General features: G+C 63.4%; 20 protein-coding genes and 1 tRNA gene. 14 read left to right on the top strand and 7 right to left on the bottom strand.

Annotation, left to right across the window (positions count from 1 at the left end):
* The first annotated feature begins 54 nt into the window (after positions 1–54).
* From J3D46_RS23215 to J3D46_RS23195, 5 genes are all read left to right on the top strand, one after another.
* A complete protein-coding gene (locus J3D46_RS23215) occupies positions 55–549 on the top strand; it encodes a nucleoside deaminase (protein ID WP_017200639.1) in 495 nt (164 codons plus the stop codon).
* A gap of 6 nt (positions 550–555) precedes the next feature.
* Positions 556–2,121, top strand: coding sequence for an NCS2 family permease (locus J3D46_RS23210; RefSeq protein ID WP_253469083.1), 1,566 nt, complete (start codon positions 556–558; stop codon positions 2,119–2,121).
* A gap of 345 nt (positions 2,122–2,466) precedes the next feature.
* Positions 2,467–3,771: an XdhC family protein gene (locus tag J3D46_RS23205; protein WP_253469081.1), complete on the top strand. Its 1,305-nt coding sequence runs from the start codon at positions 2,467–2,469 to the stop codon at positions 3,769–3,771.
* A complete protein-coding gene (locus J3D46_RS23200; RefSeq protein ID WP_253469079.1) occupies positions 3,762–4,700 on the top strand; it encodes a xanthine dehydrogenase family protein subunit M in 939 nt (312 codons plus the stop codon). The genes J3D46_RS23205 and J3D46_RS23200 overlap by 10 nt, the downstream gene beginning before the upstream one ends.
* A complete protein-coding gene (locus J3D46_RS23195; RefSeq protein WP_253469078.1) occupies positions 4,690–7,512 on the top strand; it encodes a molybdopterin-dependent oxidoreductase in 2,823 nt (940 codons plus the stop codon). Before J3D46_RS23200 ends, J3D46_RS23195 begins: the two co-directional genes overlap by 11 nt.
* 48 nt (positions 7,513–7,560) lie before the next feature.
* Here the strand turns inward: J3D46_RS23195 and J3D46_RS23190 are convergent, their stop codons facing one another.
* The gene (locus tag J3D46_RS23190) at positions 7,561–8,028 is read right to left on the bottom strand and encodes a GNAT family N-acetyltransferase (RefSeq protein WP_253469076.1); all 468 of its coding nucleotides are present in this window, start codon (positions 8,026–8,028) and stop codon (positions 7,561–7,563) included.
* Between the two features lie 21 nt (positions 8,029–8,049).
* The gene (gene nboR, locus J3D46_RS23185; RefSeq protein ID WP_253469074.1) at positions 8,050–8,688 is read right to left on the bottom strand and encodes a nicotine blue oxidoreductase; all 639 of its coding nucleotides are present in this window, start codon (positions 8,686–8,688) and stop codon (positions 8,050–8,052) included.
* A gap of 159 nt (positions 8,689–8,847) precedes the next feature.
* Here nboR and J3D46_RS23180 point away from each other — a divergent pair, with 159 nt between their 5' ends.
* On the top strand, positions 8,848–9,039 hold the full coding sequence (locus J3D46_RS23180; protein ID WP_044569301.1) for a DUF1508 domain-containing protein: 192 nt from the start codon (positions 8,848–8,850) through the stop codon (positions 9,037–9,039).
* Positions 9,040–9,116: 77 nt separating this feature from the next.
* On the opposite strand, the gene aceE is transcribed toward J3D46_RS23180, so the two are convergent.
* Positions 9,117–11,891, bottom strand: a complete 2,775-nt coding sequence (gene aceE, locus J3D46_RS23175; protein WP_253469072.1) for a pyruvate dehydrogenase (acetyl-transferring), homodimeric type — start codon at positions 11,889–11,891, stop codon at positions 9,117–9,119.
* Positions 11,892–12,182: 291 nt separating this feature from the next.
* Between aceE and J3D46_RS23170 the strand changes: the two genes are divergently transcribed.
* The 5 genes from J3D46_RS23170 (at position 12,183) to J3D46_RS23150 (ending at position 18,215) form a co-directional block, all read left to right on the top strand.
* The gene (locus tag J3D46_RS23170) at positions 12,183–13,748 is read left to right on the top strand and encodes an NCS1 family nucleobase:cation symporter-1 (protein WP_253469070.1); all 1,566 of its coding nucleotides are present in this window, start codon (positions 12,183–12,185) and stop codon (positions 13,746–13,748) included.
* A 94-nt stretch (positions 13,749–13,842) separates the two neighbouring features.
* Complete coding sequence (locus J3D46_RS23165) at positions 13,843–14,604, top strand: aspartate/glutamate racemase family protein (protein ID WP_231343245.1); 762 nt, start codon at positions 13,843–13,845, stop codon at positions 14,602–14,604.
* A gap of 36 nt (positions 14,605–14,640) precedes the next feature.
* Entirely contained in the window at positions 14,641–15,408 is a 768-nt protein-coding gene (locus J3D46_RS23160; protein WP_253469066.1) for an SDR family oxidoreductase, read from the top strand.
* 638 nt (positions 15,409–16,046) lie between these two features.
* On the top strand, positions 16,047–16,547 hold the full coding sequence (locus tag J3D46_RS23155) for a hypothetical protein (protein ID WP_253469064.1): 501 nt from the start codon (positions 16,047–16,049) through the stop codon (positions 16,545–16,547).
* 180 nt (positions 16,548–16,727) lie between these two features.
* Positions 16,728–18,215 carry a cation:dicarboxylate symporter family transporter gene (locus J3D46_RS23150; RefSeq protein ID WP_231341838.1) on the top strand — a complete coding sequence of 496 codons (1,488 nt, stop codon included), beginning with the start codon at positions 16,728–16,730 and terminating at the stop codon, positions 18,213–18,215.
* A 69-nt stretch (positions 18,216–18,284) separates the two neighbouring features.
* On the opposite strand, the gene J3D46_RS23145 is transcribed toward J3D46_RS23150, so the two are convergent.
* Both J3D46_RS23145 and J3D46_RS23140 read right to left on the bottom strand, forming a co-directional pair.
* On the bottom strand, positions 18,285–18,695 hold the full coding sequence (locus J3D46_RS23145) for a sterol carrier family protein (protein WP_253469062.1): 411 nt from the start codon (positions 18,693–18,695) through the stop codon (positions 18,285–18,287).
* A 21-nt stretch (positions 18,696–18,716) separates the two neighbouring features.
* Positions 18,717–19,733, bottom strand: coding sequence for an asparaginase (locus J3D46_RS23140; RefSeq protein WP_231341836.1), 1,017 nt, complete (start codon positions 19,731–19,733; stop codon positions 18,717–18,719).
* A gap of 185 nt (positions 19,734–19,918) precedes the next feature.
* Here J3D46_RS23140 and purD point away from each other — a divergent pair, with 185 nt between their 5' ends.
* Both purD and J3D46_RS23130 read left to right on the top strand, forming a co-directional pair.
* Positions 19,919–21,229: a phosphoribosylamine--glycine ligase gene (gene purD / locus J3D46_RS23135; RefSeq protein WP_374110847.1), complete on the top strand. Its 1,311-nt coding sequence runs from the start codon at positions 19,919–19,921 to the stop codon at positions 21,227–21,229.
* Between the two features lie 2 nt (positions 21,230–21,231).
* A complete protein-coding gene (locus J3D46_RS23130; RefSeq protein WP_253469060.1) occupies positions 21,232–22,170 on the top strand; it encodes a phosphoribosylaminoimidazolesuccinocarboxamide synthase in 939 nt (312 codons plus the stop codon).
* A 74-nt stretch (positions 22,171–22,244) separates the two neighbouring features.
* Here J3D46_RS23130 and J3D46_RS23125 read toward each other — a convergent pair whose 3' ends face one another.
* Complete coding sequence (locus J3D46_RS23125) at positions 22,245–23,510, bottom strand: helix-turn-helix transcriptional regulator (protein WP_231341833.1); 1,266 nt, start codon at positions 23,508–23,510, stop codon at positions 22,245–22,247.
* Between the two features lie 126 nt (positions 23,511–23,636).
* On the opposite strand from J3D46_RS23125, the gene J3D46_RS23120 reads away from it, so the two are divergent.
* Positions 23,637–23,864: a hypothetical protein gene (locus J3D46_RS23120; RefSeq protein WP_253469058.1), complete on the top strand. Its 228-nt coding sequence runs from the start codon at positions 23,637–23,639 to the stop codon at positions 23,862–23,864.
* A gap of 167 nt (positions 23,865–24,031) precedes the next feature.
* Here J3D46_RS23120 and J3D46_RS23115 read toward each other — a convergent pair.
* Positions 24,032–24,108 (bottom strand) — tRNA-Pro (locus J3D46_RS23115).
* Positions 24,109–24,160: the final 52 nt, after the last annotated feature.

Genomic DNA, 24,160 nt, shown 5'->3' with positions numbered 1-24,160 from the left:
TGTAGCGCCCCCAAACAGGTCACCTGGCTTCCTCAGCACTAAGGAAGTCGCAACATGAGTACAACCGTCACGGCCGAGCAATTCCTGGCCACATCCATTGAGCTGGCAACAGCCAATGTCCTCAACAGTGGTGGCCCCTTCGGCGCCGTCATTGTCACCGCGGACGGACGAGCCTTCGAAGGCGTCAACCGCGTTACCGCCACGAACGATCCCACCGCACATGCAGAAGTCACGGCCATCCGTAACGCCTGCCGCGAACTGGGAACCTTCGATCTGAGCGGTGCAACCCTCTACACCAGCTGCGAGCCATGCCCCATGTGCCTGGCCTCCGCACTCTGGGCACGCGTTGACCGCGTGTTCTTTGCCGCAGACCGTCACGACGCCGCATCCGTCGGCTTCGACGACGCCGTCTTCTACGAGTACTTCGAGAACGACAACCGGGACGCGCTGATGCCGGTAGCCAAGCTGGAACTGGGCGACCCCCAGGCTCCGGCGGCCCTCCAGCCGTTCAACACATGGAACACGCTTGATTCCAGGATTGACTACTAGGGCCCGGTGGCTGACATGACAATCCTGGATAATTCCGCTGAGAAGCAGGCTGCGCTCTTTCCCCAAGGAGACGGCGCAGAGCCCACAGCGGCAAAGCACACGGCAACCGGCCTGGTAGATGGCAACAAGAAGCCCCCGGTGTCGAATTCCTTCCTGGACAAGTTCTTCCAGATCTCCAAGCGTGGCTCCACGTTGGCCCGTGAATTCCGCGGCGGCCTGGTCACCTTCTTCACCATGGCGTACATCGTCATCCTGAACCCGCTCATCCTGGGTGGTTTCTCGGCGGACAACGCTCCGGTTGATGTCGCGGGCGGCTGGCTTTCCGCAGCGCAGGTGGGTGCCGTTACGGGCCTCACTGCCGGCGTCATGACCATCGTTTTCGGCCTCGTGGCCAACCTGCCTTTCGGCCTCGCTGCCGGCCTGGGCATCAACTCCTTCCTCGCCGTCGCGGTGATCCAGGAAGTCACGTGGCCAGAAGCCATGGGCCTGGTGGTCATCAACGGCATCCTGATTGTCCTCTTCGGCGCCACCGGTGCCAGAACGGCGATCTTCAAGGCAGTCCCCAAGGAACTTAAGGCTGCCATCACCGTGGGCATCGGCTTGTTCATTGCCTTCATCGGCTTCGTCGACTCAGGTTTTGTTCGCGCCACCACGGGCGGCCCGCCGGTCCAGCTCGGAGACAACGGCTCCATCACCTCCATCCCCACCCTCGTCTTTATCGTCGGACTGCTGACCATGGGCATCCTCGTGGCACGCAAGATCCAGGGCGGCCTGCTGATCGGCATCGTCGCCACCACCGTGCTCGCCGCAGTTGTCGAGGCAGTGTTCCACATCGGTCCCGGCAGCGCCGACAACCCCGGCGGCTGGCACCTCAACGTCCCCATCCTGTCGAGCCAACTCGTTTCGGTCCCGGACCTGAGCCTGGTGGGCCAGTTCGATCTCTTCGGTTCGTTCGCCCGGATCGGCGGATTGGCCGCGACGATGCTGGTCTTCACCCTGGTGTTCACCAACTTCTTCGACGCCATGGGCACCATGACGGGCCTGGCCAAGAGCGCAGGCGTGGCACACAAGGACGGCACGTTCCCCAAGCTGAAGTCGGCCTTCATCGTTGAAGGCATGGGCGCAGTGGTGGGTGGCGCAACCTCCGGTTCGTCCAACACGGTGTACATCGACTCCGCAGCCGGCATCGGTGAGGGCGCACGCACCGGCCTGGCCTCCGTGGTCACCGGCCTCCTGTTCCTGGGCTCGATGTTCTTCACCCCGCTCACCTCGGTGGTGCCGCTGGAAGTAGCTGCTGCAGCACTGGTGGTGGTGGGCGCAATGATGATGGCCCAGATCCGGGAGATCAAGTTCACCAAGTTCTCCATCGCACTCCCTGCGTTCCTGACCATCGTGACCATGCCGTTGACCTACTCCATCGCCAACGGCATCGGCGTCGGCTTCATCTCCTTCGCGGTGATCAGCGCGGCCTCGGGCAAGGCCAGGAAGGTCCACCCGCTCATGTGGGTGGTCACGGCAGGCTTCATCATCTACTTCGCCCGCGGCCCAATCAACGCCCTGATGGGTGTCTGACCCGGAGCCCCACCCCGTGCCGGCGGGTCATCCGGCACTCCGATCGACGGTCCGTCGGAACCCACCGCACGAATAGGCGTCCGCCGTCGTCGTCCCTTTCAAACAGGCACGACGGCGGGCGGCGGCCCTGATGATTCAGGGACGGGCACCGACGCTCCGTCAGGGAACGGGGGCAGGGAGATGAAGCCCTTGCCCCCGTTCCTATGAACTCTTACCCATTGAACTCTTACTGACTTAGCCGCGACTTCCCCTCAACAACCTCTGGAAATGAGAATATGAGGCAAGATCGCGCACTGCTCCGGCCGGGCCACCCGGTTGGGACACCTGGAATAAGGATGTGTTGCCATGCTGGATCTGATGCCTTCTTTGGGCAGCTGGCGGCCTGCGGTCTCTGGCCAACTGTGTGCCGTGGCCACGATCGTAGGGACTGGTGGCTCCGTGCCACGGCCCATGGGGACCTCCATGATGGTTTCCGAACACGGCGAAATCCTGGGTAGCTTGTCCGGAGGTTGCGTCGAAGGCGCCGTCGTGGAGGCGGCGCTGGAAGCAATGCGCGACGGCGGCCCGCGCCTGGAGTCGTTCGGCTACAGTGCCGAGGACGCGTTCGCCGTCGGACTCACCTGCGGGGGAGAGCTGGAAGTCCACATCCAGCCACTGGGAGCCGGCTCTGCGGAGCTTTCTGTTTTTACTGGGCTTTCATCCTTCCAAGGCCGATCCTCCACAGCACACAACGCGGAAGCCCCAGCCTCCATGGCACTTATCCGCAGGCTCGGTGCCGGTGGAGGAGTAGTTGTCGTCAACGATCCTGTGCGGTTCCGCGCCATGGAATCTGAGGAGCTGGCCAAGCTGGTGGGCGACCACCCTGCCACTCTCTTTGCAGCGGCCGCCCAAGTGGAGCCGCTGCTCCAGGGTGGACGTGCCGGGTTGGTCCGGCTCGCGCCGCCGGAGGGCTGCATCGATGGCTGGGTCACTACCGACAGGTGGGCTGCCGAGAGCCAGGAAGAAGATACCCAGCCAGAGCCCATCACCTTGTTCGTCGAAAGCCGCTTGCCTGCCGCACGGATGCTCATCTTTGGTGCCAACGACTTCGGCGCAGCGTTGCTCCCCGCCGGACAACTTCTCGGCTACAACGTCACCCTCTGCGATGCCCGGCCCGCCTTCGCGCAGCAGGGCCGCTTCGCCGGAGCCGATCAGGTGGTCACCGACTGGCCGCATCGCTACCTGGAAACCGAGGCAGCAGCACGCCGCATCGACAACCGGACAGTGGTGTGCGTCCTGACCCACGACCCCAAGTTCGACATCCCGCTGCTGGAAACGGCCTTGCGCTTCAACCTGGCGTACGTCGGTGCGATGGGATCCCGTCGCAGCCATCGTCAACGAGTTGATGCGCTGCTTGAAGCCGGGACAACTCCGGAGGCACTTGAACGCCTGCACTCACCGATCGGGTTGAACCTCGGCGCTGTGACTCCCGCGGAAGTAGCGGTCTCCATCACGGCGGAGATCATTGCGGAGCGCGTAACGGCCGTCCCAGCCGGCGGCGGCGATAAGTCCAGCGGGTTCCCCTCCCTCAAGGACAGCACGGGCCCCATTCATCCGGCGCCGATTCACCCAGTACCCCAATCCCTCACTCAGGAGGACCCATGGACATGAACACCATCGAAGCCGTGGTGCCCACCACGGATCCGGCACTTTGGCGGGACGGCGATGCCTGGTTGGCGGGAGGTACCGTCCTCTTCTCCTACGGAAGCACGGTTCTCAAGCGCCTCCTGGATCTCGGAGAAGCCAACTGGCCCGCAATCACCGTGACAGACGCGGGCATCGAGCTTGCAGCTACGTGTACTGTGGCCGAGCTCTACGCCCTGCCGCAGACCGCCGAGGCAGCAAGCCGCGAATGGCCTGGCCTTGCACTGATCCGCCCTTGTTGTGACTCCTTCGTGGCATCCTTCAAGGTCTGGAACATGTCCACCGTGGGTGGCAACCTATGCACCGGCCTGCCGGCCGGGCCCATGACATCGTTGTGCGCCGGACTCGACGGAGTGGGGACCATCCTCAGCCCGGACGGCACCAGCCGCACCGTCCCAGTGAGCGACTTTGTGACGGGAGATATGCAGACCGTCCTGGCGCCGGGGGAGTTGCTGCGCAGCATCCACCTGCCGGCACACGCGCTTTCAGCCCGCGTCGCCTTCCGGCGGCTGTCGCTGAGCAACCTCGGCCGCTCCGGCGTTCTGCTGATCGGCCGGCTCGACCCCGACGGCAGCTTGGTCATCACCGTGACCGCCTCCACCAAAAGGCCAGTGCAGCTGCGGTTCCCCGCCGGGCAGGTTCCCGACGCCGGGACGTTGGCTGACGCCGTCGGCGATTCCATTCCGTGGCCTCTGTACCACGACGACATCCATGGCCTGCCGGCATGGCGCCGTGACATGACGTTCAAGCTGGCCGAGGAGATCCGGGCAGAGCTGCTGGGCGAGTCAATGACCGTGTCCGGCGATTTCTGGCCGCCACACAACACCTCGCCCCAGCCATCCACGCAGCCCGCACCATCCAACACCCAGCAGAAGGAGGCCCCGAATGGCAATTGAGATCAACGGAACTGCCTCGCAGGCCACACCCCGCCCCGGCCAATGCCTCCGCACGTTCCTCCGCGAAGAGGGCAACTTCGGCGTCAAGAAAGGCTGCGACGGCGGCGACTGTGGAGCCTGCACCGTCCACGTTGACGGCACGCCCGTGCACAGCTGCATCTACCCGGCCGTCCGTGCCGAGGGCAAAGCCGTCACCACCATCGAAGGCCTGTCCAAGGACGGGCAACTCCACCCTGTGCAGGAACAGTTCAGCGAAGGACAGGGCTTCCAGTGCGGATTCTGCACCGCCGGAATGATGATGACGGCCGCCACGTTCGACGACGAGCAACGTGCCAACCTGCCCCGAAACCTCAAGGGCAATCTCTGCCGCTGCACGGGTTACCGCTCCATCGCGGATGCGGTTTGTGGTCATGGAAGCGATCACGAGCACGACGCCGGAGCCGATGTCTCCGGGGCTCAGTCACCTGGCGCTGCGGGAACCCCCGCCGTGGAAGCCACTCCCGGCCAGCTCGGCGACAACGTCCCCGCCCTCGCCAGCAACGCCGTGGTGACCGGAACTGCCAGGTACGCCTTGGATGTTCCAGCGGAGCAGCTCCCTGGTTTGTTGCATTTGAAGCTCCTGCGTTCGCCGCATGCGCACGCCCGGATTGTGTCCATCGACAAGGCTCCGGCACTGGCCGTGCCGGGTGTCGTCGCTGTGTTCACGCACGAGGACGCACCACAGCAGTTGTTCTCCACAGCCCAGCACGAGAACTTCACCGATGACCCCGACGACACCCGCGTGCTGGACAACGTGGTCCGTTTCATCGGGCAGCGGGTTGCGGCCGTCGTGGCCGATTCGGTGGGTGCGGCCGAGGCCGGTGCCCGTGCGCTGGCTGTTCAGTACGAACTCCTGGCGCCGGTGTTCACTCCCCAGGAAGCCATCCTTCCCGGCGCTCCCGCGATCCACGGTGAGAAGGACGGTGAAGCGTCCCGGATCTCCAGGCCGCATCACAACGTGGTGGCGGAAGTGCATGCCGAGCTGGGCAGTGTTGCAGATGGCTTCGCGGCCGCCGACTTCATCCACGAGCACACCTACCAGACTCAGCGGGTGCAGCACGTGGCCATGGAAACTCACGCGTCCATCGCTTGGTTGGATGAGGACGGCAGGCTGATTGTCCGTTCGTCCACCCAGGTTCCGTTCTTGGTGAAGCGGACGTTGAGCCGGTTGTTCAATCTGCCGCCGGAGACCGTCCGCGTCGTGGCCGGGAGGGTTGGCGGTGGTTTTGGTGGGAAGCAGGAAGTCCTCACCGAGGACCTGGTGGCCTTGGCCGCGCTGAAACTCCGCCGGCCAGTGCAGCTCGAGTTCACCCGTACCGAGCAGTTCACCGCCACAACGACCCGTCACCCGTTCACTATCAAGCTCAAGGCGGGTGCCAGCAGGGACGGCTACCTCACTGCGCTGCAGCTGGACGTCCTCACCAACACCGGCGCCTACGGAAACCATGCTCCCGGCGTCATGTTCCATGGCTGCGGCGAGTCCCTGGCTGTCTACAAATGCGTGAACAAGAAGGTGGACGCCCACGCCGTCTACACCAACACCGTTCCCGCCGGCGCCTTCCGCGGCTATGGGCTGAGCCAGATGATCTTCGCGATCGAGTCGGCCATTGATGAGCTTGCCGTTGGCATTGGCATGGATCCCTTGGAGTTCCGGCTCAAGAACATGGTCCGGCCCGGTGACCACATGCTGTCCACTACGCCGGAGCCCGAGGAAGACGTTCACTACGGAAGCTACGGACTGGACCAATGCGTGGCCTTGGTGCGCGATGCCCTGGAGCGTGGCAAGGAACGCTACCGTGCTGCCGGGCTCGATGACCTTGGCCCCGAATGGGTCGTTGGCGAAGGTTCCGCGCTCTCCATGATCGACACCGTCCCACCCCGCGGCCACTTCGCCCACACCCGGGTGAGCCTGGAAGCGGACGGAAGGTTCGCCGTCGACGTCGGTACTGCGGAATTCGGGAACGGCACCACCACTGTGCATGCGCAGTTGGCTGCCACTGCGCTGGCGACAGCAGCTTCCAAGGTGACCGTTCGCCAGTCCGATACCGACCTCTTGGAGCACGACACCGGCGCGTTCGGCTCGGCTGGAACCGTGGTGGCCGGCAAGGCGACACTCGGAGCAGCGCTGGAACTCGCCACCCGGATCCAAACCGTCGCCTCGTCGCTGACGGGAGCGGGCTTGGCGGATTGCCGTTTGGTGGACGGAGCCGTTGAGTGCGGAGACCGCAGGGTGACGCTGACCGAAATTGTCGACGCCGCCAGGCTGCAAGGCGTCCGGCTCGCCACCGATGGCAACTGGGGAGGAACGCCGCGTTCCGTGGCATTCAACGTGCATGGCTTCCGCGTTGCCGTCAATACGGGTACCGGTGAGCTGCGGATCCTGCAGAGTGTGCAGGCGGCGGACGCCGGTGTGGTGGTGAACCCGCGACAGTGCCGTGGACAGATTGAGGGTGGCATTGCGCAGGCGCTCGGGGCGGTGCTGTACGAGGAAGTGAAAGTGGACGACGCCGGACGGGTCACCACGGACATCCTGCGTCAGTACCATATTCCGTCGTTCGCGGACGTGCCCCGCAGCGAGGTGTATTTCGCCAAGACCAACGACTCCACTGGCCCACTGGGCGCCAAGTCCATGAGCGAGAGCCCCTTCAACCCCGTCGCCCCTGCGTTGGCCAACGCGATCCGCAACGCAACCGGCATCCGTTTCGGAGAGCTGCCCATCGCGCGGGACAAGATCTACCTGGCCCTCCGCGACCGCACCCTGATCCCCAACTGAGTCGCAGATCAGGCCGTTTTGAGCCCTCATTACGGCCTGATCTGCTACCTACTTGGGTGAGACGGGGAGCTCCATGAACACGCTGTTCGGGTCCAGGGCGTAGTCGGCAAACGGCGGGCACTCGGTGAAGCCGTGCCGCGCATACAGTCGGCGGGCGGGTGCGAAGTAATCCTCGGTCCCCGTTTCCAGGCTGAGGCGTTCCAAGCTCCGACTCCGGGCTTCGGCCACGATGTGCTCAAGCAGCAGGGTTGCCACGCCGCGTCCACGGGCGTTGGCCGTGGTGCGCATGGACTTGATCTCTGCATGCCCGCTGGAGAGCGTCTTCAACGCACCGCATCCCAACAAAACCCCGTCCTCGCGGGCTGTCCAAAACGTGATCGACTCGTGCGACAACGCCGAGTGGTCCAAGGCATGCACGCTTTCCGCGGGCGAGGTGGCGAACATGTCGGCCAAGTGTTCGCTGAGGAGCTGGTGGACATCGGGGCGTGCGGGATCGTCGAGTGCGATGCGGATCATGGACCCTAATTTACCGCGCTGCTACCCGTCCAGAAGATGCAGCTGATCCTTCGTGTCCAGGTCCGCGCCCGAGCAGAGGTCGCTGCAATCCACCAGGTCCACCAGGCCCGGATGCGCCTTGAGGAACGCCCGCGCGCCCGTGTCGCCATTGGCCGCTTCCGCGGCTTGTTCGCGAAGCCCGACGTCGAAAATCACCGGGTGCCTGCGTTTCAGGTGGCCTGACTCGTCAGGGTAGGCGGCTGCGGTGACCCGACCGGGACGGTGGCTGCCCAGCAGCCTGCTCACCGCCGTCGGGGTCAAACCGGGTTGGTCCACCAGTGCAACCATGATGCTGTTGCCGGGGGCGGCGGCTTCGATGCCCGCACGGAACGATCCTGCCATGCCCTTGGCCCACTTTTCGTTTTCGACCACCACATGTGTGCCCAGATCCGTGACGCTTCGAATGTGGTCGGCTTCAGCTCCGAGAACCACCACAACCTCGCGGCAGCCGCCGTCGAACAAGGTGTCGGCCAACACTTCCACCAGCGTGCGCCCACGGAAGGGGAGCAATGCCTTGGGGCCACGGCCCAGGCGCGTGCCGGCGCCCGCAGCGAGCAGCACGCCCGTCACAGGGGCCATGCCGGAGTCAGTCATATCCTCACGATACGCGCGGGGTTCCATGCGGTCTGTAGCTCCTCGAATGCTTTCAAAGAGATCTACCGATATCGGTTGTAAATTACCGATCAGTAGGGCTTTTGATGGTCTGAAATGGCCGTTAGGGTCGGGGGGAGAGTTATGAAGTCAGCTCGATACGCAGCGACGCGCGAGGGACAGGGGAAAATGGCCGGTAGTTTCGAGATTCTCAAAGCAGGTACCAACTCATTCCGATTCCGGCTCACAGCCGAGGACGGAACGGTTGTGGCAGTGTCGCCACAGTTTCCGAATTTGAAGGCCGTTGTGGCCGGTATCAACGCAGTCCGCGAGAACGCGGCAACAGGCTTTGTCGTCGACAGGCGGAACCTGGGCACCTAGTACGAAACCCAGCAAAATGACAGTTGGCGGCAGTGTTCATCACGAACACTGCCGCCAACTGTTGTTTGTGCGGGTTTTTAGGCGTCGCCGCCTGCGCCGCCTGTGGTGCCGGCGTTCACGTCGAGCAGCTTGTAGCGGTCAATGGCGTACGACGGCGCGCCCTCCTCTACCTCGCCCCTCGCCGCCAGCAACTGCAGGGTTTTGGCGACGATGGAGTGGGTGTCGTTTTTGAAGTAGCGGCGGGCGGCTTGGCGGGTGTCGGAGAAGCCGAAGCCGTCTGCTCCGAGGGAGGCGAAGTCGTTGGGGATGAATTGGCGGATTTGGTCGGGGACGGCTTTCATGTAGTCGGACACGGCGATGACGGGTCCGGTGGTGCCTGCGAGTTGTTCGGTGATGAACGGGGTGCGGGCGGGTTGGCCTGGGTTGAGGAAGGCGTGTTCTTCGGCGGCGAGTCCGTCGCGTCGGAGTTCGTTCCAGGAGGTCACGGACCAGATGTCGGCGGCGACGTTCCAGTCGTCGTTGAGGATCCGGGCGGCTTCGAGGGCCCAGGGGACGGACACGCCGGAGGCGAGGATGTTCGCTTTCGGGCGGTTCGGGTCTCCTGTGGGGGCTTCGGCGAGGCGGTAGATGCCTTTGAGGAGTCCGTTGATGTCCAGGGTTTCGGGTTCGGCGGGTTGGGTGATGGGTTCGTTGTAGACGGTGAGGTAGTACATCACGTTTTTATCTGACGCAGTTCTGGTTCCTTGCGCGTCAGCGTCGGGTCCGTACATTTGTTCGAGGCCGTGGCGGATGATGTGGCCGATTTCGTAGCCGTAGGCGGGGTCGTAGGTTTTCACGGCGGGGTTGGTGGAGGCCAGGATGGGGGAGTGTCCGTCGGCGTGTTGGAGTCCTTCGCCGGTGAGGGTGGTCCGTCCTGCGGTGGCGCCGATGATGAAGCCGCGGGTCATTTGGTCCGCGGCGGCCCAGAAGGAGTCCCCGGTGCGTTGGAAGCCGAACATGGAGTAGAACACGTAGATCGGGACCAGGGGTTCGCCGTGGGTGGCGTAGGCGGTGCCGGCGGCGGTGAACGCTGCGACGGCGCCGGCTTCGTTGATGCCGGGGTGGATCAGTTGGCCTGCGGGTGATTCTTTGTAGGCCAGGACGAGGTCGCGGTCCACGGAGAGGTAGTTCTGGCCTTTGGGGTTGTAGATTTTCGCGGTCGGGAAGAACGCGTCCATGCCGAAGGTGCGGGATTCGTCCGGGACGACGGGCACGAAGCGGGCGCCGAAGTTTTTGTCCCGCATGAGGTCCTTCAACAAACGGACGAAGGCCATGGTGGTCGCGGCTTGTTGTTTCCCGGACCCGCGTTTGGCGACGTCGTAGGACTTCGCGTCCGGGAGGACCACGTCGGTGTGTTTGCGGCGGCGTTCGGGGACGAACCCGCCCAGTTCTGCCCGGCGGTCCATGAGGTATTTGATTTCCGGGGCGTCCATGCCGGGGTGGTAGTACGGGGGCCGGTAGAGGTCCGCGTCGAGTTGGTCATCGCTGATGGGGATGCGCAGGTGGTCACGGAAGGCTTTGAGGTCTTCCATGGTCAGTTTCTTCATCTGGTGGGTCGCGTTGCGGCCCTCGAAGTGCGGGCCCAGGCCGTAGCCCTTGACCGTTTTGGCCAGGATGACCGTGGGTTTGCCCTTGAATTCGGTCGCGGCCTTGTACGCGGCGTAGACCTTGCGGTAGTCGTGCCCGCCGCGTTTGAGGCCCCAGATCTGCTCGTCGTCCAAATCCGCGACCATGTCCTTGGTCTGCGGGGACTTACCGAAGAAGTGTTCACGGACGAACCCGCCGGACTCGGCCTTGTAGGTCTGGTAGTCACCATCGGGGGTTTCGTTCATGATCTTCACCAACGCCCCGTCGGCGTCGTTCTCCAGGAGGGTGTCCCATTCCCGGCCCCAGACGACCTTGATCACGTTCCAGCCCGCACCGCGGAAGAACGCCTCGAGTTCCTGCATGATCTTGCCGTTGCCGCGGACCGGTCCGTCCAGGCGCTGGAGGTTGCAGTTGATCACGAAGTTCAGGTTGTCCAGGTTCTCGTTCGCGGCGAGTTGGAGCAGGCCACGGGACTCGGGCTCGTCCATTTCCCCGTCACCCAGGAACGCCCAGACCTGCTGGTCGGAGGTGTCCTTGATGCCACGGTTCTGCAGGTATCGGTTGGACTGGGCCTGGTAGATCGCGTTCATCGGGCCGATACCCATCGACACGGTCGGGAATTCCCAGAAGTCCGGCATCAGGCGCGGGTGCGGGTACGAGGACAGGGCGTGGCCCTCTTTGGACTTCTCCTGACGGAACCCGTCCAAATCCTCCTCGGTCAGGCGGCCTTCCATGAACGCGCGGGCGTACATACCCGGGGACGCATGGCCCTGGAAGAACACCTGGTCTCCACCGGAGGGGTGGTCCTTACCGCGGAAGAAGTGGTTGAAGCCCACCTCGTACAGGGTCGCGGCACCGGCATACGTGGAAATATGCCCGCCCACCCCAATATCGGAACGCTGCGCACGATGCACCATCACCGCAGCGTTCCACCGCATGTACGCACGATACCGGCGCTCGAACTCCTCGTTCCCCGGGAACGGCGCTTCCTGGTCCACCGGGATCGTGTTCACATAATCAGTGGTCGTCACCATCGGCACACCCACCGACCGGGCACCAGCACGCTGCAACAACGAACGCATAATGTACTGGGCACGCTCGGTACCCTGCTCCGCGATCAACGCATCAAGGGACTCAATCCACTCCGCGGTCTCTTCCGGATCACGATCAGGCAGCTGGGCAGTCAACCCGCTGAGGATGTGTGAGGTCTCTTCTCCTGCAGCCACGTCCAACCTCTCTTCATTGAATGTCTGGGCGCTTGCTCTGTGGGGGCGCTCAAGGAATTTCGTATTGTGAGAATAAAATTCTGCAATTCGAGATTACGTCTGCGGATCGGCAGCGTCAACACGGATTGCGTAACCGAAACAGTCAACTGGGAAACCGTCGGCCAAGCAACCGAATGTGACCCTGCCTACATTCGTGACACCTTGACGGCGAGTGACCTGCGTCATAGAGTGTTTTCACTATTCAATAACTTGATTCCGCAATGTGGAATCAGTACGAAGTGGAGATCCACGATGCAGACGACTTCATCAGTCGGCGTCACTGGTACTCCGGGAGACGCACCAGCAGGTGGCCCCAACCACCCGGCCGTGGGCAACACGGACCTCTGCGCTATTGCTTCCGAAGCATCAGGCCGTACCATCAGCCCCAGTCTTTACAACATCGACCTCGCTCCCACTAAGGCCAAGGGCCGCAAGTGGACCAGCTACAGCATCTTTACCCTCTGGGCCAACGACGTCCACAGCCTGGGCAACTACGCCTTTGCCATCGGCCTGTTCTCCCTTGGCTTGGGCGGCTGGCAGATTCTGGTGGCGCTGGGAATCGGTGCCATCCTGCTCTTTGCCCTCCTGAATTTCTCGGGGTTCATGGGCCAGAAGACCGGCGTCCCGTTCCCGGTCATGAGCCGCATCAGCTTTGGTATCAGGGGTGCGCAGATCGCCAGCCTCGTCCGCGGCGCCGTTGCCGTGGCATGGTTCGGCATCCAGACATACCTGGCCTCGGTGGTCCTCCGGGTGATGCTGGTTGCCATGGCACCTGGCCTCAAGGACCTGGACAGCAACTCCATTCTTGGCCTGTCCACCCTGGGCTGGTTCTCCTTCGTGGCTCTCTGGATCGTGCAGTTGGTCATCGTCAGCTTCGGCATGGAGATGATCCGTAAGTACGAGGCTTTCGCAGGCCCGGTCATCCTGGTGACAATGGCAGCGATTGCCGTGTGGGTGTTCATCGAAGCCGGTGGCGCCATTCAGTGGTCCGGCATCAAGGGCCTTGAAGGTGGGGAAATGTGGCTCACCATCTTCGCCGGAGGTGCGCTGTGGGTGTCCATCTACGGAACCTTCGTGCTGAACTTCTGCGACTTCACGCGGTCCTCCACGTCCAAGAAGTCCATCGTCAAGGGCAACTTCTGGGGCATCCCCATCAACATGCTGGTCTTTGGCGCCATCGTCGTCGTCATGGCTGGCGGACAGTACAAAATCAATGGCACCGTCATCGAGAGCCCCTCGGACATTGTCCAGAGCATCCCGAACACCTTGCTGCTGGTCCTGGCGTGCCTCGCCCTGCTGATCCTGACAGTGGCCGTGAACCTGATGGCCAACTTCGTCGCTCCGGTGTACGCGCTGACCAACCTCTTCCCGCGGCACTTGAACTTCCGCAAGGCAGCCTGGGTCAGCGGCACCATTGGCTTGGTGATCCTGCCGTGGAACCTCTACAACAACCCGATCGTGATTGTGTACTTCCTGGGCGGGCTCGGTGCGTTGCTTGGACCGCTGTTCGGCGTGATCATGGCCGACTACTGGCTGGTCCGTCGGGGCAAGGTCAACGTGCCCGAGCTCTACACCGAGGACCCGAAGGGTGCGTACTTCTATAAGCGGGGCGTGAACCCAAAGGCGATCATCGCAATGATCCCGGCGGCAGCGATCGCCATCGCCATCGCCTTCATTCCGGCACTGGCACCCGCAGCACCGTTCGCTTGGTTTATCGGAGCAGGCGTAGCTGCGCTCACGTTCTTCGCGGTGGCTGACAAGAAGCAGCTCCATGAGGACGTCTCCGGCGAGCCGATCGCGGTCGCCAGCACTCACTGACACACCATTATCAAGGCGTCGCCCGTCCTCCCGCCAAGCAGATCCCAGCAACCGGATCCAGCGGAGGACGGGCATTGCCGTTGAGAGGAAACCCATGCGCATCCTTGTCGCAAACGTGAACACCACCCAGTCCATGACCGACTCCATCGCCGCCCAGGCCCGCGCGGCAGCAGCGCCCGGCACGGAGATTATCGGCATCACTCCGCGGTTCGGCGCCGATTCCTGCGAGGGTAACTTCGAAAGCTACCTCGCCGCGATCGCCGTCATGGACGCCGTGGTCAACTACCCGGAACCGTTCGACGCCGTCATCCAGGCAGGCTACGGCGAGCACGGCCGCGAGGGGCTCCAGGAGCTCCTGGACGTCCCGGTGGTCGACATCACCGAGGCCGCAGCAAGCACCGCGATGTTCCTGGGCCACAAGTACTCGGTGGTCACCACGCTTGACCGCGCGGTGCCCCTTATCGAGGACCGGCTCAAGCTTGCAGGCCTGGACACACGCTGCGCCTCCGTCCGGGCCAGTGGCATGGCCGTGCTGGAGCTCGAGGAATACCCGGAACGTGCCGTTGAGGCGATTGTGGGCCAGGCCGAGGAAGCAGTGAACGCAGACAAGGCCGAGGTCATCGTCCTGGGCTGCGGTGGGATGGCGGGACTCGACGACCAAATCCGCCAGCGAACGGGTGTTCCGGTGGTTGATGGCGTGGCCGCGGCTGTCACCATTGCCGAATCCCTGGTCCGTCTGGGCCTGTCCACGTCCAAGGTCCGAACCTACGCCACTCCGCGCCCGAAGACTGTCATAGGCTGGCCGATAACTGCAGCCCAGCCCGTCGCACACCAGCCGGCCGAAGCCGCACACTGATCCATGCGCTGAACGCGCCACCCGAAAGGCAACCACATGACTGACTCAAGCCTGCCCGCAGACCCGAAGGTCGCCGTCGTGACCGGGGCTGGTTCGGGCATTGGGCGGGCGGTTGCCCGGCTGATGCTCGCCGATGGCTACCGGGTGGCACTGGCCGGGCGCCGCGCGGCGCAACTGCTGGAGACGGCAGGCGACCATCCGGACACGCTTGCGGTCCCCTGCGATGTCACAGCGCCCGACGACGTCGCGCGCCTTTTCGCCGAGGTCCGCCAGCGCTGGGGCCGGGTTGATGTGCTGTTCAATAATGCGGGTATTTTTGGTCCGGCCGGGGACGTGGGCGAGATCGGCGTGGACGAGTGGGAAGCAACCCTGCGCGTCAATGTCACGGGTTCAATGTTGTGCGCTGCCGAGGCCGTGAGGGCCATGAAAGCCCAGGAACCGCAAGGTGGCCGCATCATCAACAACGGCTCCATCTCGGCGCACTCACCGAGGCCCAGATCCGTGGCCTACACCGTCACCAAGCACGCGATGACCGGCCTGACCAAGAGCATCGAGCTCGACGGCCGGGCGTTCGGCATCACGTGCGGGCAGATCGACATCGGTAATACCCGCACGGAAATCATGGACACCATCGGCGTGGGCTCCGGCGCCCTCCAGGCCGACGGCAGCCGCAAGGTGGAGCCGATGTTCCCCGTGGACGACGCCGCCCGTGCTGTGCTGATGATGGCCAATATGCCGGCGTCGGCCAGTGTGGGATCCCTGGTGGTCACCGCCGCAGGCATGCCATTCGTGGGCCGCGGCTAGCGAGTTTTTGTACACATAACGCCCTCAAATCCGCCCTTTCCGGGCATTAGCTGTACAAAAACTCAGGTCTGACGCGAATGATCTGTGGATAACTCTCGGTCGCCTCGGTCGTTATGACTGAATGGGGCATGCGTCCGTTGTCTTCACTTCCTCCCGCGCTCTCTGACCAAGCCTTTACTCTGGCTGAGGCTGATGAATTCGGCGTTGCCCCGAAGAGGCTGCGGGCGTCGGACCTACTGGTGCCCAGCAGGGGACTCCGGCTGCCACTGCGAGTGCAAACGTTGCTGGAGGTTGCCCGGCCACATCTTGACCTCCACCGGGGCGATTTCCTTAGCCATATCAGTGCCGCGGAGGTTCTGGGCCTGCCGCTGCCTGCTTGGGCGCAATTCAAGCCCGACGACGGCGGCCCGGTGACCGCCGTCGTCGAACCTATTCCCTGGGGGCCAAAAAGCGGGCCCCACTTTCGGGAGCCGGGGCGATTCATCCATCTATCCCGGCCAAGGAACGGATCGCTGCCTCGGCGTAGGGGAGTGGCCGGCCATCGCCTGACTTTGAGGGACGGTGATCTCACAGACCTGGAGGTCGCTGTCCTCACGTCTGTTGCGCGGACGTGGGTGGATCTGGCCACGATGTTGCCCATGGAAGATCTGGTGGTCGTGGGAGATGCCATTGTCAGCGAACACGAACGCTCGTTCGGTCCACCGCGGGTCCCCCTGGTTTCGTTGCCGAAGCTGCAACTCTTCGTTGAAAAGGCCAACGGTATCCATGGTGTCCGCAAGGCCCGTATCGCGTTGGATGCGATTCGCGTGGGTGTTGATTCTCCGCCGGAAACCAAGCTCCGGCTCTTGCTTGAAGAGGCCGGGCTTCCTGCATTCGTTCCAAACTGCCGGGTAGACGATGCGCTTGGCAAGCCGGTGTGGACTGACTTGGGGTGCCCGGAGTATCGGATCTGCCTTGAATACGAGGGTCTCCATCACCTTTGTCCAGAGCAGCAGGCGCTGGATGCTTACCGGGATCAGCGCGTCTCAGAGGCCGGCTGGCGTCAGGTCAAGATCAACAAGATCGACATGAAGCACGGGAGGAAGTGGGTAGTGGCCCGGGTATCCCAGGGGCTCCGCAAACAGGGGTGGACGGGCTGAGTTTTTGTACAGGTACTGCCCTTATGAGCCGCCCATCAGGGCAGTAGCTGTACAAAAAACCAAATGTGACTTCCACAATATGGAATAACATTTTCCCCTTGCGGAATGGTGTGAGCGGGATTACATTTGAAAAACCCCCTCAAAATGTGGGGCTGTTCCCAAACTGATTGGTTCAGATCAATGAAGATCCCAGACCCCGCGGCGCTGAAGGCGAGTTCGGCCCCGCAGAAGAAAAAGCGGCTGTACCAGTCGCTCTTTTTTCAAATCCTGATCGCCGTCGTCGCAGGTGTGCTCATCGGTCATTTTTGGCCGACCATTGGGTCCGCCCTCCGGCCACTGGGTGATGGATTCATTCAACTCATCAAGATGATCATCGCCCCGCTGATTTTCCTCGTGATCGTCACGGGCATCTCGGCAGTGGGCGACGTCAAGGCGGTCGGAAGGGTCGGGGTCAAAGCGCTCCTGTACTTCACCGGCGCCACCCTCTTTGCCCTGGTCTTCGGGCTCATCGTGGGAAACATCGTTCAGCCAGGTGCCGGCCTGAACATCGATCCCTCCACGCTGTCCCAGGATGCCCTTAACGCCAAGACCGGCAACGCTCCGCCCAAGGACGCCGCGGCGTTCATCCTGGATGTCATCCCCGTCAGCGTGATCGGTGCGTTTGCCAACAACAGCCTGCTTCAGGTGCTGTTCTTCTCAGTCTTTTTCGGCGCCGCCATTGTGGTCATCGGCCGCGAGCGTTGCCTTCCGGTCATCAGCCTCATGGAAACCGTCCTCGAGCTGATCTTCAAGATCATGTCCTGGATCATGAAGGTGGCCCCCATCGGCGCCTTCGGTGCCATGGCCTTCATCATCGGCCAGTACGGCATCGGCACGCTCAGTACCTATGCCCTCCTGATAGCTGCCTGCTACGGCGCGGCCATCATCTTCATCGGCTTGCTGTTCGTGGTGGCTTGGGGCTTCGCCCGCGTTCCGTTGTGGCAGTTCCTCAAGTACACCCGCGAAGAATTCCTGCTGGCACTGGGTACTGCTTCCACGGAAGCTGTGATGCCCCGCATCATGACCAAGCTGACCAACGCCGGTTGCTCCCGTGCCACCACCGGCCTGGTGGTTCCCACCGGCTACTCCTTCAACCTCGACGGCGCCGCGATCTACCTTTCGATCTCGCTGCTGTTCCTGGCCCAGGCCTTCGGCCACAACCTTGATCTCGGCCAGCAGTTGGCAGCCCTTGGCGTGCTGCTCCTGACCTCCAAGGGCATGGCGGGCGTACCGGGGTCGTCCTTCCTGGCACTGTCCGCTACCGCTGCAGCCCTCGGCATCTTCCCGGTTGCCGGCGTCGCGCTTCTTCTCGGAGCCGACCGCCTCATGGACTCCATGCGCGTGGTCGTCAACCTGCTCGGCAACTGTGTGGCAACGTTCGTGGTGGCCAAGTGGGAAGGCCAGTTCGACCGCAGCGTCATGGTCCGCGCCTTCAACGGTGAGATCACCAACGAGGACACAGCCATCATGCTCGGCAAGGAAGACGTCTATGCCCAGCAGGAACTGGAGCGCATCAGCAGCGGCCAGAACCCTTCCCCGAAGTTCCGCGGTGGACCCGCAGCCGACGACATCCCGCAGTTCGAGATGAGCAAGAAGGGGCAATCAACAACCCCGGTTTGCCCGGACTGACCGGATAGTTCTTGTACAGCTAATGCCCTTAAGACGCCGTCTTAGGGGCATTAGCTGTACAAAAACTCCTTAGAGGGGGAGCAACTCTGAAAGATCGGCACGCAGGCCGGAGGCAGCCACCCGGTGGGTTGACACCGCGTCTGCCCATGAAATCCGGCCGGTCACCAACGACAGCCAGGTGGCGGCGTCGCACTCGATCACATTGGGGGGAGTGCCGCGCGTGTGGCGGGGGCCTTCTACGCATTGGGTGACGCCGAACGGCGGCACCCGGACCTCCACCGAGTTGCCGGGTGCGCGTGCGGTGACTTCCTCAAGGGAGTAGCGGACCGCCGTCGCAATGAGAGAGCGCGACGGCGGGTTCCCGGCATCGCGGCCCGGCTCACCGGCGGTTTCGCCGCCGGAAGGTTCGACGGCGGCCTGCCAAGCTGCCAGGGCGGCGCGGCCTTCCTCAATATTGACGCGGCGTCGTGCAACAGCCATGGGTGTCTCTCCTCAGAAGTGCTAGTCGAGCAGGGCCGAGACGGCGTGGCCCAACCGGATCTTACCCACTGGGCGACCGCCGCCGAGGACGGGCTCAACCACTCGTTCCAGGACGCTGGAAACGGCCGGGATGTCCACGGCGCCGCTGACAGCCAGGAGGGTCAGTCCCACCAGGGACGTGGCGCGGAGGTTGCCGTCGAGCATTTTCACGGCCACCGTCGCGCCGGTTGGCGTGGCCAGGACCAGGATGCCCTCGGCGCCAATCTTGGCAAGGACCTCAAGCTCTTCCATGACCACCGTGTTGGACTCGCCCTTGCCTTGGACGGCCCAGGGGTAGTCCAGCATGGAGGTGGCGATGGTGGCCGCGCGTGCGTTGGACGACGAGTCCCCGGGCGACTTGGCCAGCCGGGAGTAGGCGCGGGCAAGGCCCGTTAGCGAGATGGCTGCCACGGGGGCTCCGCAGCCGTCGATGCCCAGATGTGAAATCGTTTCGCCGCTGTACTCCTCGATCACGGACCGTACGCGCTGCTGGAGGGGATGGTTGGGCTCAAGGTAGCTGCGGAGGTCCCAGCCGTTTTCAGTACAGGCCCACAAGAAGGCGGCGTGCTTGCCCGAGCAGTTGAAGGCGAGCTTGGACTGTCCGCGTTCGGACCGGACCAGCCAGTTGCGGGCCGTCTCGTCCTGCGGCCAGGCCGTGGGGCACTGCAGGTTTTCTTCCTTGACGCCGGCTGCCTTGAGCATTCCCTCCACCACGTCCATGTGGTCCAAGGACCCGGTGTGGCTCCCGCAGGCGACAGCAACTTGCGCCCCGCGCAGGGGCACACCGGATTGCATGGAGGCCAGTGCCTGGAAGGGTTTGAGGGTGGAGCGGGCGAGGATGGGGGCGTCGATGTCACCAAGACGGGTGACCACAGAGCCGTCACCGGCAAGAACGACGGCCGCGCCGATGTGCCGGGACTCAATAAAGCCACTTCGTTCGATCACTGCCAGTTCCACCGCAGACTCAACGTTGAACGTTTCATGCGAACTCATGGGCATAAGCCAAGTCTAGGGCGCAGTGGGGCGGTTCCCGGCTCAACCGCGCGCCCGCGCGCTCTCAACCGCGCGCCCGCGCGCTCTCAACCGCGCACCCGCGCGCTGCAGGGTAACCGGGTCAAAGCTGCCGGGTCCGGGGAATGACACAGCTTAGGCCCCGCGCCCTTCACAAAGTACCCTTGAAGACTGTGAAGGTACTCGTCATTGGCCCAGGTGGCCGCGAACACGCCATTGTCCGCTCTCTGCTTGAAGACCCCAACGTCTCCGAGGTCCACGCGGCCCCGGGCAACGCGGGCATCAGCAAACTCGTTCCCACCCACGCGATCGACGGGAACAGCCCGGAAGCCGTGTCCGCCCTCGCCACCAAGCTGGGCGTGGACCTGGTTGTCGTCGGCCCCGAGGCGCCGCTGGCTGCCGGAGTTTCCGACGCTGTCCGTGAGGCCGGCATTCCGGTCTTCGGTCCCAGCAAGGAAGCAGCCCAGTTGGAAGCTTCCAAGGCGTTCGCCAAGCAGATCATGGCCGAAGCCAGCGTCCCCACGGCCATGGCCCGCGTTGCCACCAATGCCGAGGAAGCTGCCGATGCGCTGGATACCTTCGGTGCGCCCCACGTAGTTAAGGACGATGGCCTGGCCGCCGGCAAGGGCGTCGTCGTTACCAAGGACCGCACGGAAGCCCTGGCACACGCCCAGGCATGCTTCGACGCCGGTGGAACCGTGGTCATCGAGGAATTCCTCGACGGTCCCGAGGTCTCCTTGTTTGTCCTGTGCGACGGCCGCACCACCGTGCCGCTCTCACCGGCCCAGGACTTCAAGCGCATCTTCGACAACGACGAAGGCCCCAATACTGGTGGCATGGGTGCGTACACCCCGCTCGAGTGGGCTCCCGAGGGCCTGGTCCAGGAAGTCATCGACCGCGTGGCCCAGCCCACCGTGGACGAGATGGCCCGCCGCGGAACCCCCTTCGTCGGCGTGCTCTACTGTGGCTTGGCCCTGACCTCGCGCGGCACCCGCGTCATCGAGTTCAACGTCCGCTTCGGCGATCCCGAGACGCAGGCTGTCCTTGCCCGCCTCAAGACCCCGCTCGGTGCGCTGCTGCTGGCAGCTGCCAAGGGCGAACTGGACACGGCGGAAGAGCTGCGCTGGTCCAAGGACACGGCAGTCGCCGTCGTCGTTGCCGCCGAAAACTACCCGGACGCGCCCCGCACGGGTGACCGAATCCGCGGCCTGAAGAAGGTTGACGAGTTGGACGGCGTGCACGTTGTCCACGCCGGCACCAAGCTGGACGACGAAGGCAAGGTCGTTTCCGCAGGCGGCCGCGTCCTTGCAGTTGTTGCGCTGGGTTCGGATCTGGTGGAGGCCCGCGAAAAGGCGTACGACGGCGTCGAGCTGGTCCAGCTTGAAGGCTCGCAGTTCCGTACGGACATCGGAGGCAAGGCCGCACGCGGCGAAATCCGCGTGCCGTACACCGCCACCGGCACCATCCCGAAAGTGCAGGCGTGAGCATGACTGAAGGAATACCCACGGGCGGCTTCGAAACTGAAACGTTGGACCTGCCGGGTTGGACGCACGTGTACTCCGGCAAGGTCCGCGATCTTTACGTCCCTGCCGATGAAGCCATCACGGAAAAGATCGGCCAGGAGTGCGTCCTGGTGGTTGCCAGCGATCGCATCAGCGCCTACGACCATGTGCTCAGCAGCGAGATCCCGGACAAGGGTCGCGTCCTCACCCAGTTGAGCCTCTGGTGGTTCGACCAGCTGGACGTTGAACACCACGTGCTTGCCTCCACAGTTGAGGGTGGCGTTCCTGCCGCTGTCGAGGGCCGGGCCATGATCTGCAAGAAGCTGGACATGTTCCCGGTGGAGTGCATCGCCCGCGGCTACCTCACTGGCTCGGGCCTGGTTGAGTACAAGGAATCCGGCACGGTGTGCGAGATCCCGTTGCCCGAAGGCCTCGTGGACGGTTCCCGTCTGGACAAGGCGTTGTTCACTCCCTCGGCCAAGGCCGAGGTAGGCGAGCACGACGTCAACATCACGTATGACGACGTCGTGGCAATGGTGGGTGACGACATCGCAGCCCGCCTCAGCGAGCTGACCTTGAAGATCTATACCCGCGCCGAGGAGATCGCCCGCGAACGCGGCATCATCCTGGCCGACACCAAGGTGGAGTTCGGCATTGACGCTGCCACGGGCATCATCACTCTTGGCGACGAGGTCCTCACCCCGGACTCTTCGCGGTTCTGGGATGCGTCCACGTACGCGCCGGGCAAATCGCAGCCCTCATACGACAAGCAGTATGTCCGTGACTGGCTGACGTCCGCCGAGTCCGGCTGGGACAAGTCCTCCGACACACCCCCGCCGGCCTTGCCCGCCGAGGTAGTAGAGCGCACCCGTGCCCGCTACGTGGAGGCTTACGAGAAGCTCACAGGCCGCACCTTCGCCTAAGGCACCAAACTGAGTCGCAGTTAAGTACGTTTTGAGCGGTCAAAACGTACTTAACTGCGACTTATTGGGTTAATTCAGGCTCCGGAGTGTTCCTTCGCGGCGCGGCGCTCGGCGAGGCGGATCTCGAGGACGGCATCCATGGCCTGCTGGACCCTGTCAGAGGCCCCGGCAGCGCTGAAGTCGTGCTGGGCCTCTTCCAGGAACTGCAGCGCCTCAGAGGCTTCCCCAGCTGCTTTCAGGGACTTGCCCAGCAGCAGCGAAACCTCGCCGGCGGTGTGTCGGGCCAGGACCTTTCGGTCGGCATGGATTTCGCGGAGCTTCTCGACGGCGGCAGGAATGTCGCCGGTCAGGTACAGCCAGCGGGCGCGAATGAAGGCGACCTCCAGCTGGTCCGTCTTGTTTCCGCCCACGATGGACAGCGCCAGTTCGGCGCGCTCAATGGCGGACAGTGTTTCCGGCTCCACGATGCCCGAGGACAAGCGGACCGCTGCGGAGGCCTTGTTGAACCGGGCCCACAGCTCGATGTCGTTGGCTGGGGAGAGCAGCTTGGCTGCACGCTCGTGGTGCTTGATGCCTTCGACGTAGTCGTGGCGCATGAAGGCAACGTTGCCCACCACCCAGGCAACTTCCCCGGCCAGCTGCGACATGGAGTGCTCGTCCATGTGATCGATCATGGCCAGGCAGTACGTCCATGCTTCGTCCAGCTTGCCGCTCTCGGCAAGGGCACCGATCAGGGCGCGGTGAGCTCCGATGATGAGGGTGGATCCCTTGGGCAGCTGCTCGCACAGCTTCACTGCCTGCTTTGCATGTTCGACGGCGGTGGCCAGCTGACCTTGTCCGTGACACACTGCGGCAAGCATCTGCCACGCACGCACTCCGAGGCCTGCGGATTCGGTGGCCATGGGATGTTCCAGCAGATGTTCAACGATCTGTTGGCATTCTTTGAGGTGGCCCTGCTTCATCACGCACTCGGCCTGCATGTACGTCATGTTCCACCAGGCGCTGTTGTTCTTGGCCTCAAGGGCGATCTGAGCGGCGGTGGCAGCGTGGCTGGCGGCGAGTTGGTAGTCGCGAAGGTCCCAGGCTTGCCGGGCATAGAGTCCAGCGAGGACGTATTCGGCGTCGCTTACGGAAACGGGTTGGCTCCACGCTTCCAAGGCCTTCGGCGCCAGTTCCAACCGGCGGGCCAGCTCTTCGATGACCTCGGCTGTGGGCTCACGCCGGCCGGTCTCAAGGAGCGAAATGTAGCTGGGCGAATACAGGTTTTTGCCGAGCTCGGCCTGCGTTAACCCACGTTCGAGCCGTTCGGCACGTAGCTTCTCGCCGAATCCGTTTCCCACGGGTCCCCTCCTACAGGTGTCTTTTGACCTAAACCTTGACAGTCTCTGTGGAAAACATTTTACAATGTATGTCAACAGGGACCGCGCAATTTCCATAACGAATCCGACTCGCATTGGGGAAATACCATGTTCAAGAAAATCATCGCTTCAGTGGCCGTGGCGGGCGCACTGACAATAGCGGTTGCGGCTCCCGCAGTCGTGTCTGCTGCTCCGGCAGTGGACTCCAGCAGCACCATCAGTGCCATTGGCAACTGGCCTGATCCCATGCGCATCGCTGCGCCGACGAAGTCCACAACATCCACGCCGCCGACGTACACGACGTTGTCCATCGGCAACTGGCCGGATCCTATGTAAATCAACTGCAGTGAAGAAACCCCGGGGCGTTACGAGCGACGCCCCGGGGTTTTCTTTGCCCTAAGGGTATGCGTGGCCTGGACTATTCGCCGGCGGCCGCATGAAGGGGTCAGGACAGGTCCCGGCAAACAAAAATGGCGCCGATTTCTCGACGCCATTTTCGTGTTTGGTCGGGATGACAGGATTTGAACCTGCGACCTCTTCGTCCCGAACGAAGCGCGCTACCAAGCTGCGCTACATCCCGATCCGCTGCGAAAGCAACTGTTCAAGAATAGCCGAAACGTCCCGTGATGCGA

Source organism: Paenarthrobacter sp. A20 (genome assembly GCF_024168825.1).
Taxonomy (GTDB): domain Bacteria; phylum Actinomycetota; class Actinomycetes; order Actinomycetales; family Micrococcaceae; genus Arthrobacter.
Note: the sequence above shows the minus strand (reverse complement) of the source record. Positions and strands in the feature narration are given on the sequence as shown.

Coding starts and splice junctions, on each gene's coding strand:
- J3D46_RS23215 (WP_017200639.1), top strand. CDS start 55: ATGAGTACAACCGTCACGGCCGAGCAATTCCTGGCCACATCCATTGAG.
- J3D46_RS23205 (WP_253469081.1), top strand. CDS start 2,467: ATGCTGGATCTGATGCCTTCTTTGGGCAGCTGGCGGCCTGCGGTCTCT.
- J3D46_RS23200 (WP_253469079.1), top strand. CDS start 3,762: ATGGACATGAACACCATCGAAGCCGTGGTGCCCACCACGGATCCGGCA.
- J3D46_RS23195 (WP_253469078.1), top strand. CDS start 4,690: ATGGCAATTGAGATCAACGGAACTGCCTCGCAGGCCACACCCCGCCCC.
- J3D46_RS23190 (WP_253469076.1), bottom strand. CDS start 8,028: ATGATCCGCATCGCACTCGACGATCCCGCACGCCCCGATGTCCACCAG.
- nboR (WP_253469074.1), bottom strand. CDS start 8,688: ATGGAACCCCGCGCGTATCGTGAGGATATGACTGACTCCGGCATGGCC.
- J3D46_RS23180 (WP_044569301.1), top strand. CDS start 8,848: ATGGCCGGTAGTTTCGAGATTCTCAAAGCAGGTACCAACTCATTCCGA.
- J3D46_RS23170 (WP_253469070.1), top strand. CDS start 12,183: ATGCAGACGACTTCATCAGTCGGCGTCACTGGTACTCCGGGAGACGCA.
- J3D46_RS23165 (WP_231343245.1), top strand. CDS start 13,843: ATGCGCATCCTTGTCGCAAACGTGAACACCACCCAGTCCATGACCGAC.
- J3D46_RS23160 (WP_253469066.1), top strand. CDS start 14,641: ATGACTGACTCAAGCCTGCCCGCAGACCCGAAGGTCGCCGTCGTGACC.
- J3D46_RS23155 (WP_253469064.1), top strand. CDS start 16,047: ATGGAAGATCTGGTGGTCGTGGGAGATGCCATTGTCAGCGAACACGAA.
- J3D46_RS23150 (WP_231341838.1), top strand. CDS start 16,728: ATGAAGATCCCAGACCCCGCGGCGCTGAAGGCGAGTTCGGCCCCGCAG.
- J3D46_RS23145 (WP_253469062.1), bottom strand. CDS start 18,695: ATGGCTGTTGCACGACGCCGCGTCAATATTGAGGAAGGCCGCGCCGCC.
- J3D46_RS23140 (WP_231341836.1), bottom strand. CDS start 19,733: ATGCCCATGAGTTCGCATGAAACGTTCAACGTTGAGTCTGCGGTGGAA.
- J3D46_RS23130 (WP_253469060.1), top strand. CDS start 21,232: ATGACTGAAGGAATACCCACGGGCGGCTTCGAAACTGAAACGTTGGAC.
- J3D46_RS23120 (WP_253469058.1), top strand. CDS start 23,637: ATGTTCAAGAAAATCATCGCTTCAGTGGCCGTGGCGGGCGCACTGACA.